General features: G+C 61.4%; 19 protein-coding genes and 2 pseudogenes. 7 read left to right on the forward strand and 14 right to left on the reverse strand.

Annotated features, from left to right (window positions below; translation table 11 throughout):
- Positions 1-38: 38 nt before the first annotated feature.
- Together aac(3) and MHI61_RS17955 are read right to left on the reverse strand one after the other, a co-directional pair.
- The gene (aac(3), locus tag MHI61_RS17950) at positions 39-854 is read right to left on the reverse strand and encodes an aminoglycoside 3-N-acetyltransferase (RefSeq protein WP_239789938.1); all 816 of its coding nucleotides are present in this window, start codon (positions 852-854) and stop codon (positions 39-41) included.
- Between the two features lie 129 nt (positions 855-983).
- Positions 984-1,757 (reverse strand): alpha/beta fold hydrolase, encoded by a 774-nt coding sequence (locus MHI61_RS17955; RefSeq protein WP_239789939.1) that lies wholly within the window; start codon positions 1,755-1,757, stop codon positions 984-986.
- A 559-nt stretch (positions 1,758-2,316) separates the two neighbouring features.
- Between MHI61_RS17955 and MHI61_RS17960 the strand changes: the two genes are divergently transcribed.
- The gene (locus MHI61_RS17960; protein ID WP_239789940.1) at positions 2,317-2,505 is read left to right on the forward strand and encodes a hypothetical protein; all 189 of its coding nucleotides are present in this window, start codon (positions 2,317-2,319) and stop codon (positions 2,503-2,505) included.
- Between the two features lie 79 nt (positions 2,506-2,584).
- On the opposite strand, the gene MHI61_RS17965 is transcribed toward MHI61_RS17960, so the two are convergent.
- Genes MHI61_RS17965 through MHI61_RS17975 form a run of 3 tightly spaced genes read right to left on the reverse strand, consistent with a single transcriptional unit; the run spans position 2,585 to position 4,570 of the window.
- The gene (locus MHI61_RS17965) at positions 2,585-3,595 is read right to left on the reverse strand and encodes a DUF3618 domain-containing protein (protein ID WP_239789941.1); all 1,011 of its coding nucleotides are present in this window, start codon (positions 3,593-3,595) and stop codon (positions 2,585-2,587) included.
- Positions 3,595-4,011 carry a phage holin family protein gene (locus MHI61_RS17970; protein ID WP_239789942.1) on the reverse strand — a complete coding sequence of 139 codons (417 nt, stop codon included), beginning with the start codon at positions 4,009-4,011 and terminating at the stop codon, positions 3,595-3,597. Before MHI61_RS17970 ends, MHI61_RS17965 begins: the two co-directional genes overlap by 1 nt.
- Positions 4,004-4,570, reverse strand: coding sequence for a nutrient deprivation-induced protein (locus tag MHI61_RS17975; RefSeq protein ID WP_239792866.1), 567 nt, complete (start codon positions 4,568-4,570; stop codon positions 4,004-4,006). Before MHI61_RS17975 ends, MHI61_RS17970 begins: the two co-directional genes overlap by 8 nt.
- Positions 4,571-4,998: 428 nt before the next feature.
- Between MHI61_RS17975 and MHI61_RS17980 the strand changes: the two genes are divergently transcribed.
- The 3 genes and pseudogenes from MHI61_RS17980 (at position 4,999) to MHI61_RS17990 (ending at position 6,421) form a co-directional block, all read left to right on the forward strand.
- Entirely contained in the window at positions 4,999-5,331 is a 333-nt protein-coding gene (locus tag MHI61_RS17980; RefSeq protein ID WP_239789943.1) for a metalloregulator ArsR/SmtB family transcription factor, read from the forward strand.
- On the forward strand, positions 5,324-5,809 hold the full coding sequence (locus tag MHI61_RS17985) for an SRPBCC domain-containing protein (RefSeq protein WP_239789944.1): 486 nt from the start codon (positions 5,324-5,326) through the stop codon (positions 5,807-5,809). The genes MHI61_RS17980 and MHI61_RS17985 overlap by 8 nt, the downstream gene beginning before the upstream one ends.
- A pseudogene (locus MHI61_RS17990) lies at positions 5,802-6,421 on the forward strand (glutathione S-transferase family protein). The gene MHI61_RS17985 and the pseudogene MHI61_RS17990 overlap by 8 nt, the downstream one beginning before the upstream one ends.
- 46 nt (positions 6,422-6,467) lie before the next feature.
- Here MHI61_RS17990 and MHI61_RS17995 read toward each other — a convergent pair.
- A pseudogene (locus MHI61_RS17995) lies at positions 6,468-6,551 on the reverse strand (ethanolamine utilization protein); the annotation flags it as partial.
- A 227-nt stretch (positions 6,552-6,778) separates the two neighbouring features.
- Here MHI61_RS17995 and MHI61_RS18000 point away from each other — a divergent pair.
- Entirely contained in the window at positions 6,779-7,591 is an 813-nt protein-coding gene (locus MHI61_RS18000; RefSeq protein WP_239792867.1) for an alpha/beta hydrolase, read from the forward strand.
- A 39-nt stretch (positions 7,592-7,630) separates the two neighbouring features.
- Here the strand turns inward: MHI61_RS18000 and MHI61_RS18005 are convergent, their stop codons facing one another.
- The 5 genes from MHI61_RS18005 to MHI61_RS18025 form a co-directional block, all read right to left on the reverse strand.
- Entirely contained in the window at positions 7,631-7,972 is a 342-nt protein-coding gene (locus MHI61_RS18005; RefSeq protein ID WP_239792868.1) for an antibiotic biosynthesis monooxygenase, read from the reverse strand.
- Positions 7,973-8,112: 140 nt separating this feature from the next.
- Positions 8,113-8,463 carry an AraC family ligand binding domain-containing protein gene (locus MHI61_RS18010; RefSeq protein ID WP_239789945.1) on the reverse strand — a complete coding sequence of 117 codons (351 nt, stop codon included), beginning with the start codon at positions 8,461-8,463 and terminating at the stop codon, positions 8,113-8,115.
- Positions 8,464-8,670: 207 nt separating this feature from the next.
- A complete protein-coding gene (locus tag MHI61_RS18015) occupies positions 8,671-9,936 on the reverse strand; it encodes a hypothetical protein (RefSeq protein WP_239789946.1) in 1,266 nt (421 codons plus the stop codon).
- Positions 9,937-10,100: 164 nt separating this feature from the next.
- Positions 10,101-10,460, reverse strand: coding sequence for a VOC family protein (locus MHI61_RS18020; protein WP_239789947.1), 360 nt, complete (start codon positions 10,458-10,460; stop codon positions 10,101-10,103).
- 276 nt (positions 10,461-10,736) lie between these two features.
- Positions 10,737-11,483, reverse strand: coding sequence for a glucose 1-dehydrogenase (locus MHI61_RS18025; protein ID WP_239789948.1), 747 nt, complete (start codon positions 11,481-11,483; stop codon positions 10,737-10,739).
- Positions 11,484-11,589: 106 nt separating this feature from the next.
- Here MHI61_RS18025 and MHI61_RS18030 point away from each other — a divergent pair, with 106 nt between their 5' ends.
- Complete coding sequence (locus tag MHI61_RS18030; protein ID WP_239789949.1) at positions 11,590-11,961, forward strand: helix-turn-helix domain-containing protein; 372 nt, start codon at positions 11,590-11,592, stop codon at positions 11,959-11,961.
- Between the two features lie 207 nt (positions 11,962-12,168).
- Here the strand turns inward: MHI61_RS18030 and MHI61_RS18035 are convergent, their stop codons facing one another.
- The 3 genes from MHI61_RS18035 to MHI61_RS18045 form a co-directional block, all read right to left on the reverse strand.
- A complete protein-coding gene (locus MHI61_RS18035; protein WP_239789950.1) occupies positions 12,169-12,426 on the reverse strand; it encodes a GlsB/YeaQ/YmgE family stress response membrane protein in 258 nt (85 codons plus the stop codon).
- A 190-nt stretch (positions 12,427-12,616) separates the two neighbouring features.
- Positions 12,617-12,883 (reverse strand): DUF2277 domain-containing protein, encoded by a 267-nt coding sequence (locus MHI61_RS18040; RefSeq protein WP_064681792.1) that lies wholly within the window; start codon positions 12,881-12,883, stop codon positions 12,617-12,619.
- 245 nt (positions 12,884-13,128) lie between these two features.
- The gene (locus MHI61_RS18045; RefSeq protein ID WP_239789951.1) at positions 13,129-14,205 is read right to left on the reverse strand and encodes a class I SAM-dependent methyltransferase; all 1,077 of its coding nucleotides are present in this window, start codon (positions 14,203-14,205) and stop codon (positions 13,129-13,131) included.
- Between the two features lie 181 nt (positions 14,206-14,386).
- On the opposite strand from MHI61_RS18045, the gene MHI61_RS18050 reads away from it, so the two are divergent.
- Positions 14,387-15,457, forward strand: a complete 1,071-nt coding sequence (locus MHI61_RS18050; RefSeq protein ID WP_239789952.1) for a helix-turn-helix domain-containing protein — start codon at positions 14,387-14,389, stop codon at positions 15,455-15,457.
- Positions 15,458-15,815 lie beyond the last annotated feature (358 nt).

Here is a 15,815-nt window from a genome sequence, read left to right on the forward strand (position 1 = left end):
CAGAAGAAGGCGGGCGCGCGGGAGTCAAGGCGCAGCCGCTAGCTCTCGTGCCGAACATGATGCTCCAACCAGGCGACGGCGAAGCTGCAGATCGAAGCCGCATCCACCAGGACCGACGGCGCTTCTCCGATCAGGCCCTGCGCTCCCGCGCCGCTCGCGAGAAATGCGCGCACGATCTCGCCGAAATAGTCGTTTGCGAGGCCAGGGACGACCGGATCGCTGGTGTCGAATTCCTCGAGCATCCGCCAGACCACGCCGGCCGGCGTGGCGAAGGGCACCTCATATCGGCGCAGGCGCTTGCCGGGAATTTGCGAGAGATGCTCGGCATGGTGAAGAAGGGTCATCGTGTCGAGCGGGGCGCCGACCATGAGAACCTTGCCGCCCGCCTCCACCAGCTTGGCGAGCGGAGAGCCCTCGCCATAACCGTAATCGAGCGGATGGTCGGCGGCCAGCCAGTCGGCCTTGGCGCCGATTGCCGCGACGGAGGCGCCCGGATTGCCGCTGCGTCGCGCCCCCGCCCTCGTTCGAAGGAATTCAGGGAATATGCCATTGTCGCGGATGGCCCTGGAGATCGCGGGATCGAAGGGCGCGATATGGCCGCGCCATTCGCCAGGAACGCGGCCGTCCTCGTCGAGCAACTCGTCATAGGCGCCGTTCCAGTCCGTATAGGCGACGATGGTGCCCGAACGCCCCACGGCATCGCCCAGCGCATCGATGAACATGTCGGGACCGTTGAGCAGCCGCCCTACCCTGCTCATCGCGGCATGCACCATGACCATGTCGCCGGCGCGAAGGCCGAGCTTTTCCAAATCCTTGCCAAGCGAGAGGCGGGTGTGAAACTGCGGAGCGGTCATGGTCCAACGATCATCGGGTCGTGGGCGGGAGTCGATGCTCCCCGGTCGTTCAGGACGCCGTTGATCGCGATGCCTTGCCGCCGCCCTGAGCGATCCCGGCGCCTGCGGCGGTGGTCGGTCTCGCGAGGCTCATGCTACATCCGTCAGCAGTCCAGGCTCGACGGCCTCGATGATCGCGCTCAGCATCCGCAATGTCACGGCCGGGGCGACGTGATGCGGCATATGGCCGACGCCCTCTAGGCGTTTCACGAGAAGACGGGGATGCCTTTGCCGGAGCCATTCGATGTGCACATTCGGATCGACGATGAGGTCTCGCGACCCGAAGAGCACATGGATGGGAACCTGCTCAGACAGGCCAGGGAGCAGAGCCATGTCTCGGTTGAAAGCGCGCAGCTCGTCAGCCATGGTTTCAATCGCGCTTGGCCGGATCATATGGCCGGAAGGCAGCATGTTCAGGTGGGACGGCAGTGCATTCGGGAATGATGATGAGCGAAGTCCGTGCCGGAGGAAGAGGGAGGCCCAGCGAGACATGATGTGTCGCCGGATCAGCGGCCCTATCACCGGCGCAACGGCGGCGCGCAGCAGGACCAAAGGCTTCGGGGGAACAGAACTGCAGCAGGGTGAGATCAACAGGAGTGCCTTTACGAGCTCAGCCCTGCGGGCAGCCAGATGAAGAGCCGAGGCACTGCCGATCGAATGGGCGACGATCGTGACAGGTCCAAGCCCTGAGGTATCGAGAAAGCGCTCAAGCCAGAAAGATTGACCGAGCGGACCCCGTTCCTGCGGTGGAAGCGAGGAACTCAAGCCGTAGCCGGGACGATCGATGGCAATCAGTCGCTGCTGGCTGTTTTCGAGAGGAAGCAGCACCTCTTCCGCCAGACTGCCACAGCCATGCAGAACCACAACCGGACTCCGCTTGGTGAACCGCTTTCAAGGACATGAACCTGATGCTCACCGATGACGCTGATCGTCCCGAGCCTGGGCCGGATGGGCTGCTTCTTCAACATGGGCAGCAAACCCGGCAGGCCGCCAAAAGTTCCGGCGTCGACAGCGCAAGCGACTGATAACATGTGATTTAATACATCGTCGACGGACCCGCCGGAAGGAGTGCAAACTTTCGGCCTGCATCCAGTTCGTGTTCCGCAGACAATTCGCCCACAGGATGGCCCGGAGTCCACTGGATTGCTGTACGGGCCACTCACATCTTATTCTAGTATCCTCGTGCGCCTATAGCCGCGGAACGTGTGTCACGCCGATTTCACGCGATTTCGACGGCGGCTCTCATTAGATTCTGCCGAGATTTCGTCAGCAAGATTTTGCCTGAACAGGATGTCTGTCAGGACGTTTCTGACAGCACCGCCGGCCGCCGCAATGGTGAGTGCTCGGGCCGATCAAGCATTCCAGGGTGGGCGGCGGTCGGCTGTATCGATCTTGGTCACGCTGCAACAGGAGGCAGCTGAAGATGCAATTTACGGTCCATTCAAAGACGATCGCCGAACTTGATTACGACAGCCAAACCTGCCTCCTGCGGGTGCTCTACAAGGACGGACGAGTAAGCTCTGTTCCCAATGTCGCTCCCACGCTCGTGATGAAAATCGTCGCGCGGATTCCCGTCGAAAAATCTTCATACCTCCTGCAGACAGCCATCTGAGACTTCCGCGAGTGCGGATCAGTCAGACAGCGCCTCATTCCGCGTGGAGCCTTTCCTGGAGCCGACCGGTATGGATTCTCTACCGCCGATCGGTTCCGCCTAGGCCATCCTTGCGATCTATGAAAGTTTCGGCTTCATCCACCACGCGCTCCTTGATGGCATCATGGGCATCAGAGGCAACGTCCACGGCCTTGTGATAGACTTCCGATGCTATTTCCTTACCCTGCTCGACGACGTCCTGGGCCTGATGGCTGAGGCTGTCTTTCGTGCTGTCTGCGGCTTCGCCGACCAGCTCATCCTCGGTATCGGTGTGGGGCAGCGCCGCTCCAATCGCTGCACCGACCGCGAAAGCCAGGGCCCCGCCGACCAGCGGCTGGTCGCGGAAATGAGTGAGGATCGCCTCGTTGAGCTTGCTCGTTTGCTCCTGAAGACTGGTCGCCGCCGAAGAGGATCGGCTCGACAGCGAGCTGGCCGCGCCGGACGCACGGGCGCTCAGGTCGCTCGCGGCGCTTTTCGCCTGCTCCCATTTCTCCGCCGCCCAACCGGTTGCCGCATCGAGCATTGCACCAGTCTCGTCGGCGATCTGATTGATCTGTTTTCCGCTGGAGTCGACGAAGCCACGATAGGTCTTGCCCGCCTCGTCCATGAAATGGCCGGCGCGACCTCCTGTTTCGTCTGTCAACGCTTTCAACCGCTTGCCGGATTCGTCGGCAAAATGGCTGTAACGCGCTCCGTTTTCCATTGCCGGCGGACCAATCCTGCGAACCCGGCCGGTCGCCGGATAAAGCGGGTATTCGGGATCCTCCCTCCAGGTCGCCGTGTCGCCTGATGACGCACTGCCTTTTGCCATGAGCCAGGCCAGGCTCACGCCCATCAGCGCGACCGGCAAAGGATTCGCCTTGAGGGCGTGGCCAAGATTGCTGACATACTCTCCGCCGCCGCTTCCCTTGGCGTATGCGATGACCTCATCGATGAGCTGGCCTGGCGACATCCGTTCCTGGATCGCGTCAATCCGGTCTCCGATGCGCCGGCGGTCCTGGTCGATCTCCCACTGAAGCTCGGCCGATGTTTTCTCCATTGAGTTTTCCATCAGATTTTGTCCTTCACAACATCAACGTCGCGGCGAAGCGAGGTCGCAGTCCGATCCAGTGTCAAGTTGTTGCCGCGAAGTGCGGCGAGGCCCCGGGAGACCATTGCCCACGCGATGCCCGCAATGATGATGCCGACGATCAAAGAGGCGAGCGCACTGGCAGTGGTTTCGGTAAATCCTTGTGTCACGAGGAAGGCCGCGAGACCGCCGACAAGGGCGCTCAGCAGGACGCCGACCGCCCCGATTGCCAAGACCAGACCGAATAGGAGAATCTCGACGCCGCTGAGCGCCTGCGAAAGTTTTTCCGAAGCCTCCGTCTTGGCAAGATCGATTTCCTTGCGGAGCAGGCCCGTGACATCACTAACGAGGCCACTGACGAGCTCGGAGAGGGGTGTGTTCTCTGAAGATTTAACCATTGCTCTCGCCTCCGGTCGTTGCGGTGCCGGGACGGAGGCCAATCGATGGCTCGCGCGGCGCGGCAGCTGTTTGCCTTTTCGCGGACGCTGTCAGGAAGCGGCTTGCTGCCAGGCCTGCAAGCGCGGCGATCCCGAGAAAGGCGAGCGGTTGCCTGCGCCCGAAATCCTCGGTCATGGTGGCGATTTCGCCGATGTCCTTGCCTTCCATCCGCCGAGCGACAGTCTGCACGCTCCGCCCGATTTGCTTGGCAAATCGCCCGACCTCAGCCTGACCTGAGCTTTCCATTTCGGCGCCAGCTTTCTCAAGTGCCGTTGCAAAGCCGCCGACCTGGCGAGCAGCGAAGCTGGTGCGTTCGGAAATGACTTCCTTGGCTTTCTCGACGGCGGTGTCGGCGCCTTCCTTGATCGTTTCCTTGGCGGTGGAAACATCTTCGCTCACCTTCGCTTCCAGATCGGAAATGGACGTGCGCGTTCCCGGGGAAGAACCGGACGCCGGGGATGAGGACGGTGTCTGCGCCGATGCGCTTCTTCCTGCCGGATCCGTGAAATCGTTTTGCATGTCTAACCTCCCATGTCGTGCTGGCAACTGCCCGCAGCCCCGAACCACGGGTGCCCCGCTTTGTTCCCCGAACGCGCTGCAAACGTTTCTCTTCGGCACGGCTTAGAACTGCACTGCAATGAAGCAGCGCCGTCCTTGGCTCCTTCTTGATCTTGGCAGGCGTGACAACAGACGCCGCGATGTAACGCTCCTCCCTGTCGCCATCATTGAAGTCGTAGACGGCGAGCAGGGATCCCTCGCCGCGTTTTACGATTCTGGGATAACCGAGATCTGCCGTGCCGCCGTCTCTCCGGATGACCTTCTTGGCGTCCCATGTCAGGCCAGGGGTCGAGTTGTCCTCCCCGTCATGGGTCAATCCAGCGCAAATTCCCTTTGACATCTCGCCGCCGAGAATATATCCATCTGGCTATATAGCTAGATGGTGATATATGGATGACAAGCTCGATGCGATTTTTTCCGCACTCGCCGACCCCACGAGGCGAGCAATTCTCGGGCGTCTTGCGAAGGGCAAGGCGACCGTGGCCGAACTCGCTGATCCCTTCGAGTTGTCTCAGCCCGCCATTTCAAAGCATCTCAAAGTCCTGGAACAAGCCGGATTGATCCGCTCCGGCCGTGAAGCGAATTCGCGTCCGCGCGTCCTCGAGCCGGCTGCGCTGAAGACGATTGCGGATTGGATGGCCGATTACAGACGCTTCTGGGACCAAAGCTTCGATCGTCTCGACGACTATCTGTCCAAGGTGCAAGGATACGAAAATGACTAATCCGGAGACCGACACCGACAACAGCCGCGACCTGGTTATCGTCCGGAGGTTTGATGCCCCATGCGATCTCGTTTTCAGGGCATGGACCGACCCGAAAGCCATGGCCCAATGGTGCGGTCCTCACGGTTTCAAGGCGGTGGGCGATAGACTCGAAGCCTGGCCCGGCGGTAGACACCGCGCCTGCCTCATTGCACCAGATGGAGAGGAGCATTGGGTCGGCGGAAAATATCTGGAGGTCGAGCCGCCGCACAGGCTTGTCTTCACCCATGCCTGGGAGCGCGGAACCGGCGAAAACAGCCCGGAAACGGTCATTACCATCACCTTCAGGGAAAGCGACGGAGGCACGGAAATGACTTTTCGCCAAAGTGGGTTTGAGAGCGCATCGTCCCTTGAGGGACATGAAGCCGGCTGGTCGCAAAGCTTCGAGCGGTTGAGCGTTTTTCTTCGAACCGAATCCGAGAGGACGAACCATGCATAAGGCGGCGATGAAGCTCTCTATTGCGAGACGCTAAATCCCCGGAAGGCCTGCGCCGCCGCTCGCTTTCTGCAAGCCGACGTCGATTTCGTCCGGGTTGACCTGGCAGGCGGCGAACAGCGCACCGCAGAATTCCTTGCGCTTAACCCGAACGGCAAAGTCCCGGTGCTGCAGGATGATGCCGGAACCTTATGGGAAGCGAACGCCATCATGTGCAAGCTGTCCAACAGCGTCGCATCGGATTTCTGGCCGCATGACCACCGGCAGATCGACGTACTGCGCTGGTTGAGCTGGGATGCCAATCATTTCACCCTGCACGGGGCAACGCTGTGGTTTGAAACCCTGATCAAGCCGTTGTTCGGCGGCGAGCCTGACTTGGCCGTAATCGAAGATGCGAAGGCGAGTTTTCGGCTGCATGCTCGCGTGCTCGACGATCATTTGGCCACCAACAGCGTCGCCGTCGGGAAGACACTGACGGTGGCAGACTTCGCACTGGCCGCTGCACTTCCTTATGCAACCGCCGCCGGGATTCCCCTCGCCGAGTTTCGGCATATCCAAGCCTGGTACGGACGGCTTGAAGAACTGGATGCCTGGCAAAACCCTTTCCCAGCCTGACAGGCACGCCTTGACAGATATGAGCTGACGCGCCGTGGGCGAAAACATGCGCCGGATGCCGATGCGGATAGGTGACATAGGCGGTGAGCGCGCCGTCTTCGTGCGAGCGGATGGTCACCGCTTCGCCCCGGATTGGTTCAACTGCGGCGAACAGGCCCGTGTTGGCGATCAACAGGACGACATCAGCTTGTATGGGGGAAGGCCGAGCTCTCGCGAGGACGATTGTCGCGTCTCGGCCTCTTCTCCATCGGGAGGCTTTGTGCAAATATCGCCGCTACGCTGAGCACACCACGCCGGCATCGAGCTTGGTCGCTGCAACGCTTTCCGGGCATTGCCAAATCGCGGGTCCATTCTGTCGTGAGCCTTACGAGATACTTGCTGATCTTGCCGCTGCTGGCGGTCATCGCCTACATGGCGATCGTCGCTCTGGTCTATCTCTCTCAGCGATCCCTGCTCTATCCCGGAGCCGGCGCCGCACCACTTCCGGAGCCCGCGACTTGGGGCGAGACGGTACAAATCAAGACGCCCGACGGAGAGCTGCTGCACGCACTCTACAGCCAGGGCGACAGCGACAAGCCCTGCGTGCTCCTCTTTTTCGGAAACGGTGACCGCGTCGACAATTACGCGTTTCTCGCACGGGCGCTGGCCACGCGGGGGATTGGATTGCTGGCGATTTCCTATCGCGGCTATCCCGGGTCGACCGGCTCACCCAGCGAGCGGGGGCTGCTGACAGACGGCATCGCCGCGTTCGATTGGGTTTCGGCACAGGCCGGAAGCGGGATCGTCGTGCTCGGCCGATCACTCGGCACCGGCGTTGCGGTCCATACGGCCGCGAACAGGCCGGCCGTGGGCGTCATTCTCGTCTCTCCGTACCTGTCGGTTCTGTCGGTTGCGCAGACGCATTATCCGTTCCTGCCGGTCGCGGTTCTTCTCCGCGATCGCTTTCGCTCGGATCTCAACATAGCCAAAGTGACACAACCGAAGTTGTTCCTGCACGGCCGGCTTGATGACAGCATCCCGCTTTCTTCAGGCGAGGCGCTGTACCGCCTCGCACTCGAGCCCAAGCGGATGGTGATCTATGACGGCGCGGGTCACAACGACATCTTCAACGAAAACATGGTCGGTGACGTGATCCGTTTCGTGGAAGCGCTGAAAGCAACCGGGCCTTGAACCCGTCACGGACGGCACCCGATCCGAGGGCGAAGATCATCACAGTTTGACGGCTTCCGCTTCAAATCCATAAGCGCGTTGAACGAGCGCGACACGGATTTCATAACGCTCATACCAGTCTGCCCGGCCCCGGCGTTGCGCTTCGACGTGATCGACAACCGCTTTCCATGCCCGGATGCTTTCTTCGTCCCGCCAATAAGAGTTGATGATGCCGAATCCGTCGGCACGGCGGGCGCTTTCGAAACCCAGAAATCCGGGCTGCTGCTTTGCCAGTTTCACCATCGCAGCGCCGACGTCACCATAGCCGTCTTCGACCTCGGTTCGTTGCGATGAGAAGCAGACGACGTAATAAGGTGGTGCAGGTAAGCTCGCGATAGACACGCCAACCCCTCGTTGCGGACAGACGGAGATCTTTGCAACCATCCGCCGTGCGGTCAATCCCGCAACGTCAAGTACGGCCATCCCCGTCGCGTTTGAAATCAACCGGGCCAGCCGAGGGAAGCATCACGTCACCTTGCGTCTTACGAATGCGCCGGGCGCCAATGGGGATAAGTGACATAGGCGGTGAATGCGCCCTCCTCATGCGAGCGGATCGTCACGGTCTCGCCCTTCGGCATGTAGACGATCTCGCCCGGCCCGGCGCTCACCGTCCCGGCCTCCGTCGAAATCGAAAGCCGCCCTTCCAGAACGATCATGACGTCGTCGACCGCCATCGTTTCGGTCAGGCTCTGGCCGGGGGCGTAGCGCCCGTAACCGATGGTGATCGGCCCGCCATGCCGCTCATCGACGAGATTGCCGACGAAGATGTCGCCCTCCTGCCCGGGGGAACGCTCCAGCGCCACGTCGGCTTTCGTGAATTTCCGGATTTTCATTCGTCTTCCTCCATGCCTGCTGCAGAGTTAGAGCGGAGTAAGGGCGCGCAAAGGCGGATGGGATGTCTTGCACCATGCGCGTCTCTGGCCGCGCATTCGGCGAAATCGCACCTCCACCCTCCGTCATTCCAGGCCTTGAGCCTGGAATTCATGGCCACAGCCGAGGGGCCGGCGTGGGTCCTCGGGTCAAGCGACGACAGGCCGTGCTCAACCGTTTATGACGACGCGAATGTTCTCGAAGCTGCCTTGGGCCAGTTCATGGCGAGGAGCGATCAGTGTCAGGTGACGGCCCCAGCCCCAGCCGAAGATCGCGTCCGGGAATAGCTGCAGGAGAACTGCATTGTCCCGGTCAAAGGGTGGTTCTGCCGCGTATGCGGATGCGAGCGATGCATTCTCCTCGCGAAATCTCTCCCGATCGCGGGCGCTGTAATACATCTCTGCATTGAAGTATTCCATGGAAACCCAATCCCAACGTGGTACCCCTCCCATCCCGTCATGGCGATCGAGCGCTGCCGAAGACCAGATGGGCTCAAAATGGCTGCGCACCGGCTCGGAGAGCGTGAGCGGATCGGCGCAGTAAAGAAACCGGGCATGGAAGCTCCGATGGATTTCCAGTTCCGTCGCCCAGCTGTCGAATCTGCCGTCCGTGTCGATCAGGCCCCGCATTCGGACCTCGTAGTCCAGCTTTGCCGGTATTCCCTCAGATATTTGTGTAAAGTTGAAATCCATGACAACGATGCCGGCGACAAGAGCACGCGCCTCATTGATGGACGATTCCAGTGAGGTGTTCGGTTTGCTTAATCGCCCTGCCAGCGCATGCAGTTCATCACGTGCGGTTTTTGCCGCCGCTGCGTAGCGTTGGGCTTGATCGAGTGTCCTTTCGGCGTATTCCAGACATGCGCTTTGGAATGCCAATGCTTGTGCCGTCATGTTGCCGCGGCTGTTCAGCAGGTGAAGGCGGTTAGAAGCCGCAACCTGCAGCTTTTTGGCAATGGGCATGATCTTGTATGCGATTGCGAGAACTTTCCGGCTCAGGTCCTCAAGACTCGTAGCCTGCTCCAATTCGAAGCGTTGCTCGCTGTAGGCTTCGCCAAGCACCTTCGAAACGGAAAAGACGACGTGACACTCTTCGACATCGGCGAATTCGATGGCTGCCAGTTCGTCAGATAGGCCCTGCCAATCAGCCGGGGAAAGAAGTTCAGCATGGCGTTCGGCCGGATGGGCGGCAATGACTGCCTCGAGCCGCATGCGGGCAGCGCTGTTCAGCGCGCGCGTTGCAGCGACTTGATCAAGGCGGCGTTTGGCTACGCTATATTCGAACTGGAGTTGATCGGCATCTCTTATGTCCATCGTAGTGCCGGCTTGTTGGGCCTCGAATGCGGCGATCTGCTTGTGAAATCTCTCCAGAAGGTCATGGTTGCTCTGCTCAACTTTACCGAGCCGATTGCGTAACGCCTCGAAGAGTATTGCCACTCCGTTGTTCGGCGGGAAGCCTGACGTCGGCCTGATCGACAATGCGAAGACGGGTTTCGGCTGGTACGGACGGCTTGAAGAACTGGATGCGTGGCAAAACCCTTTCCCCAGTCTGAAGGCGTGAATCTATCGAGATCGGCCAACGAGGACCGACCCATCCGCCATCAACCCTGCGCCGGCTCCCACAGCTCGACTGGATTACCCTCGGGATCGTGAATGCGGGCAAAGCGGCCTACCTCCGAGTTCCACTCATCCCGAGTTTCCACCGCGATCCCATTTGCCGTTAAGCTGGCCATCAGCCCATCAAGATCATCGACGCGGAAATTGATCATCCATTGTTGTTCCGGGCGACCGAAATAATCGGTGTTCTTTGAAAACGGGCCAAATATCGTCATACCAGCCTCCTGCTGCCACACCGATTTGTGCAGGTCGTCAATACCGAGATGCTTTTGATACCATTCCGCCAGGCCGGCCGGGTTCGCCGCCCTAAAGAACACACCGCCAATTCCAACGGCCTTTGGCATAGAATTCTCCCCATCGTGAAACAGCACAATGCAATCGCTCGGGCACGCGTGCAACCTGTGAATTGGGACGGGCATTGAGTTTGCAAGTATCGTCCATGCGATCGCAACGGCCGGGACGCTTACAACGCGAGCACTGCGAGAGCATGATGCCGATAAGCCTGAGCGGCTTTCTGACGGCATCATGCTCTCGCTCTTTTATTCAGAACAGGATCGAGGTTTCAGGCCGACCCCGGCCTGAACACCCAACTCCGTGATCCGAAGAAAGCGGAAATGTCCTTAGCGGAAGCCGCCGCTGGCGGCCAGCCGTTCGCCGGTCATCCAGCGGGCGTCGTCGGACGCGAGGAAGACCGCGACGCCGGCGATATCGTCCGGCTGGCCGATGCGGGCAAGCGGCGTCTGGGCGACGACGGTCTGCTCGAGATCCGAGCCGATGACGCCGGCCGTGTGCGTCCCCTCGGTCTCGACCATGCCCGGCAGGATGGCGTTGACGCGGATCTTGCGCGGGCCGAGTTCCTTGGCGAGCACGCTGTTGATGCCCTCCACGGCGCCCTTGGTGCCGGTGTAGACGGCGGAGGCCGGCGGCGCCATGGTGGTGACCACCGAGGAGATGTTGATGACGCTGCCGCCTTCACCGAGATGCTTGACCGCCGCCTGGGTGGTCAGGAGAACGCCGAGAACGTTGACGTCGAAGATGCGGCGATAATGTTCCTCGGTGACTTCCTCGATCGAGGCGAATTCGTAGACGCCGGAATTGTTGACCAAGACGTCGAGCTTGCCGAATTCCTTGACGGCGGCATCGACCAGACCTTGAGCCTGGTCGGCCTTGGAAACATCGCCCTGAACCGCGATGGCCTTGCCGCCGGCCGCGCCGATCGCCTCGACCACGGCGTCGGCTCCCGCCTTGCTCGAGGCGTAATTCACCACCACCTTTGCCCCTTCGGCCGCCAGCGCCTTGGCAATCGCCGCGCCGATGCCTTTGGAGGCCCCCGTGACCACTGCGACCTTTCCGGTGAGCTTCGCCATTTTGAATTCCTTCTGATCCGGACTGCCGCCGGGATTGGCGGCTTGTTCCATAGTTCAGAAATTCGGAACTCTTGATCTCGATGTCAAGGGGCGCTATATAAAATTCATGAGACCGCTCTTTCACCCAGCCCTGGAGGATATACGCCCGGAGGCGATCCTCTATGCGCTGTCCGATCCCGAGCGCGTCGCGATCTTCGCAAAGCTTGCAACCGCCGGCTGCGGCGGCACGTGCTCCGCCCTTGCCGACCTCGGCGACCGTGTCATTCCAAAATCGTCGCTCTCCAACCATTTCAAGGTGCTGCGCGAATCCGGGCTGATCCGCAGCGAGCGCCAAGGGGTGGAGATGCGCAATCAGACCCGCTGCGCGGAACTCGACGCACGCTTCCCGGGGCTGATCCGATCGATTCTGGTGGCTTACGGGCTGTTTCCCGGGCAGCTGGAGACGATGTCGCGGGAAAAAAGCCGCGACAGGCAATGAGCCGGAGCGGCGTTGGCTGAGGCTTTACTCCTGACCGATGAGAGGGAAATCCACCGCTGTCTTTAAAGGTCCGGCTTGCTTTTGACGCATCCGCCACCTCTACGTTCGCCGGGCACCTTGAACACGAGATGACCACGCCTCAAGCCACGCTCGCGCGCGGCAGGAGTGCGTGAAGAACGCAGCCGTTTGGGCGCGTCTCCTGTTTCGTCAGGCCGGACGTTTGATCATTCTTGCAATAGCGATCAGGATGCAGGCTCCGATGAAGCCCGCGATCAGATAACCCAGCCATCCGCCAAGGGCGACGCCGAAGAGCGACAGGATAAAGTTGGCGACGATGGCGCCGACAATACCGAGCAGAACGTTCATCAGCATGCCCATGTTGCTCTTCATGAACATCTCGGCGAGCCAGCCGGCGATGCCGCCGATAATGATTGCGGCGATCCAGCCGATACCTTCATTTTCCATAGGATTTCCCCATTGTGAATCATTGAGCGCCGGCGCGGGCCATCATGTCCCGCAGATCGAGCGAAACCGATGGCGAAGCGACAAGACTATAACCTTCCGCGACGCGAGTTGGTTCCGTAAGGCCCCGCCCCCCAAGGCGGTGCGTGCTCTTGTTGATCCGATCCAGGTCACTTGTCGGCCCGGGCTCTTTTCATGCAAAGCGCATCGCTGATCGCGCACGCGCCTTCGCCGCGACTTCGGCACGGTCGCGAGGCGGCTGAGAGGTCTCCAGCGAATGAAGCAGCTCGTGGGCGCACTTCGCGATGGAATTGACCGCCTGCTCGAAGGCGGCCTCATTGCGTTTCGAGGGCTTGTTGGTCCCGCTCAGCTTCCGCACGAACTGCAATGCGGCATCATGGATCTCCTCGTCCGTCGCCGGCGGATCGAAATTGAAGAGAGGCTTGATATTTCGGCACATGACTTGCTCCCGTCGTCTCCCTCCCATTCGGGAGGATTGCTTGCCATAAACTAGTCGCGCGAGCGCAAATGACAAACGGTCTGGTCGTCAGCAACTCAATCGGCAAACAGCGCGGCAAGGCGAAGTATGGCAGCAAAAGCACCCCACCCTCCGTCATCCCAGGCCTCGAGCCTGGGATCCACGGCCGCAATCGCCGGATGACGACGGAGAATGGGTGGAAGTCCGGCCCTCAGTCGCCGGTCTGGTCAGAGGCGGGCTTCGAGGATCAGGTTGAAGGGCGTCTGCATGGCCTTGCGGAAGCGGGTGAAGCCCGCCTTGCGAAAGACGTCCTTGAGCCTTGCCTCGCCGGCCTGGGCGCCGAGCACGATGTGACCGCCGTCGGAAATCGCATGGGCGCAGCAAATCGTCGTCGAAGCGGCATAATAGAGCCGGCCGACAGGCGAGATATTGTCCTCCACCCGGTCATTGGCGAAGGGCTCGACCAGCATCACCGTGCCGTCCTTGGCAAGGGCCTTGGCCGCATGCGTGGCGGCTGCCACCGGATTGCCCATGTCGTGCAGGCAGTCGAAGAAGCAGATGAGGTCATAGCCCGTCCCCGGATAGGTCTCCGCCCGTGCGGTCGAAAAGCTCGCGCGATCGGAAACGCCCGCCTCGCCCGCCACCTCTCGTGCTTCGTCGACCGACTTTTCGTGCGTGTCGAAGCCGTGGAATTTCGACTTAGGGAAGGCCTGCGCCATCAGCACCGTCGAATGGCCGTGGCCGCAGCCGACATCGGCGACCCGCGCGCCTGCCTTCAGCTTCTCCACCACGCCGTCGAGCGCCGGCAGCCATTCCGGCACGAGGCTGGCGCGGTAGGCGTTGCGGTAGAAGGACGCGACGCCGCAGAAGAGCCGGCCATCATGATCGCCCCAGGGGATGCCGGCGCCGGTGCGGAAGGCCTCGACCGCCTTTTCCTCGTCGGCCCACATGGAAGCCGGCGTTGCCCAGGCATTGGGGATGAAGACGGGGCTGTCCTCGTTCGCCAGCACGAAAGCCTGTTCCGGCGTCAGCTCATAGGTGCCGCTGACGGCATGATAGGTGACATAGCCGCCGGCGACCTGCGAATTCAGCCATTCACGCACATATCGTTCGGCGCAGCGGGCGCGACTGGCGATCTCGCGCGACGTGAGCGGACCGCGGTCGGCCATTGCCTTGTAGAGACCGAGGCGGTGGCCGAGGCTGACCATGACCCCGCCATAGCCGGCGGAAAGATCGCTGACGACGCGGCCGACCAGCGTGTCGAGCTTGGCACTGTCGATGGTCTTGCTTTGCATGGTATCCATGATGTTTCTCCCTGGTTGGAAACCTCCGTTCGAGGTCCAGGGAAGGATCGCAGACCGGGAGCGTGAGCGGCAGAGCGGTGCCGGCCATGATCGGGCCATTTGCGCCACACAAGGGAAGCTGTCGCGTCCGCAGTGGCCCCGGCTGCGCTCCGGGGTTATCATTGCGGCCAAGGGGGAACCGATGATGACGGGAACGCAGCAGGAGGCGGAGCGGGCGCCGGGACCGCAGCCGCTCCATGTCAGCCTGGTGGCGCTGCCGGAGGCGGCAGTCTCGACCTTGAGCGGCATCTTTGATGTCATGAACGCCTTTTCCATCGTACCGCCGGACGACGGCATTACCAAGACGCCTCCTTTCCACGTCGAGATCGTCGGCGAACGGGCCGGCCCGCTGACGCTCGCCAGCCGCGTGCCGCTGGTGGTGCAGCGGCCGGTCGCCGAAATCGAGCGGACCGACATCGTCATCGTGCCGTCGGTCGTGCTCGGGCCGGAAGGCTGGGTGAAGCGCCGCTATCCTGAACTGGTGGATTGGTGCCGGAGGATGCACGTGAGGGGGGCGCTGATCTGCTCGGCCTGTTCGGGCATCTTCCTGCTTGCCGAGACCGGGGTCTTCGATGGCGCCGATGCCACCGTCCATTTCGGCTATGCCCAGACGTTCCGCGACGCCTATCCTGAGGTCACGATCCATCCGGAGCAGGTGCTGGTGGTCGCCGGCCAGCGGGACGAGCTGATTACATCGGGCGCCTCGATGACATGGCACGATCTCGTGCTCTACCTGATCGCCCGCCATGCGGGGGCGACGGCGGCGCAGACGGTGGCGCGCTATTTTGCGCTGCAATGGCACCAGGACGGGCTGGCTCCCTACATGGTCTTCGAGGGGCGGCGCGACCACGGCGACCAGGCGATCCAGACTGCACAGGACTGGCTTGCCGCCCATTTTTCGGTCGCCAATCCGCTTGAGGAGATGGTCAGGCAGGCGGGGCTGACGGAACGAACCTTCAAGCGGCGGTTCACCCGGGCGACCGGCATGAGCCCGATCGCCTATGTCCAACGGCTGCGGATCGAGGAGGCGAAGCGGCGGTTGGAGCGAACCGAAGCTTCCGTCGACGAGATAAGCTGGCAGGTCGGCTACGAGGAGCCCGCCTTCTTTCGACGCCTGTTCAGGCGGATAACCGGCCTGGCTCCGGGGAACTATCGTCGCCGGTTTCAGGTGCCGGCCTATGCCAAGCGCCCTTCATCGCAGCAGCACGGCTGATGCGGCCCTTCCGTCGCTTCCCAGCGACCCCGCTCCACGATCAGGCGTCTTGGCGTGACCGGGAGAGTTCTGCGGCAAATAATCCGCCACCATTCGAACTGAGGCGAGCTGCCCGCGCCGTCCCCGAAATAGAAAAGCCTGCCGCGGGAGGAGGTGCGGCAGGCTTTCCTGAAAGAACCGAACAGCGACTTGGGAGGAGGAGTGTCGCTGTTCCAACAGACGTCCCTTCGGGAGGAGGAATGGGCCGTCTGAATGTCGAAGCGTTGCGGGAGGAGGAGCATCGCTTCGATGAAAATAATCATACTCGCACCAGCGCCATCCGCCAGCGCCTATGTTGCACTGCAGCTATGCACCCGCC

Origin of the sequence: Rhizobium sp. K102, assembly GCF_022385315.1 — a bacterium.
In the GTDB taxonomy this organism is placed as follows: domain Bacteria; phylum Pseudomonadota; class Alphaproteobacteria; order Rhizobiales; family Rhizobiaceae; genus Rhizobium; species Rhizobium croatiense.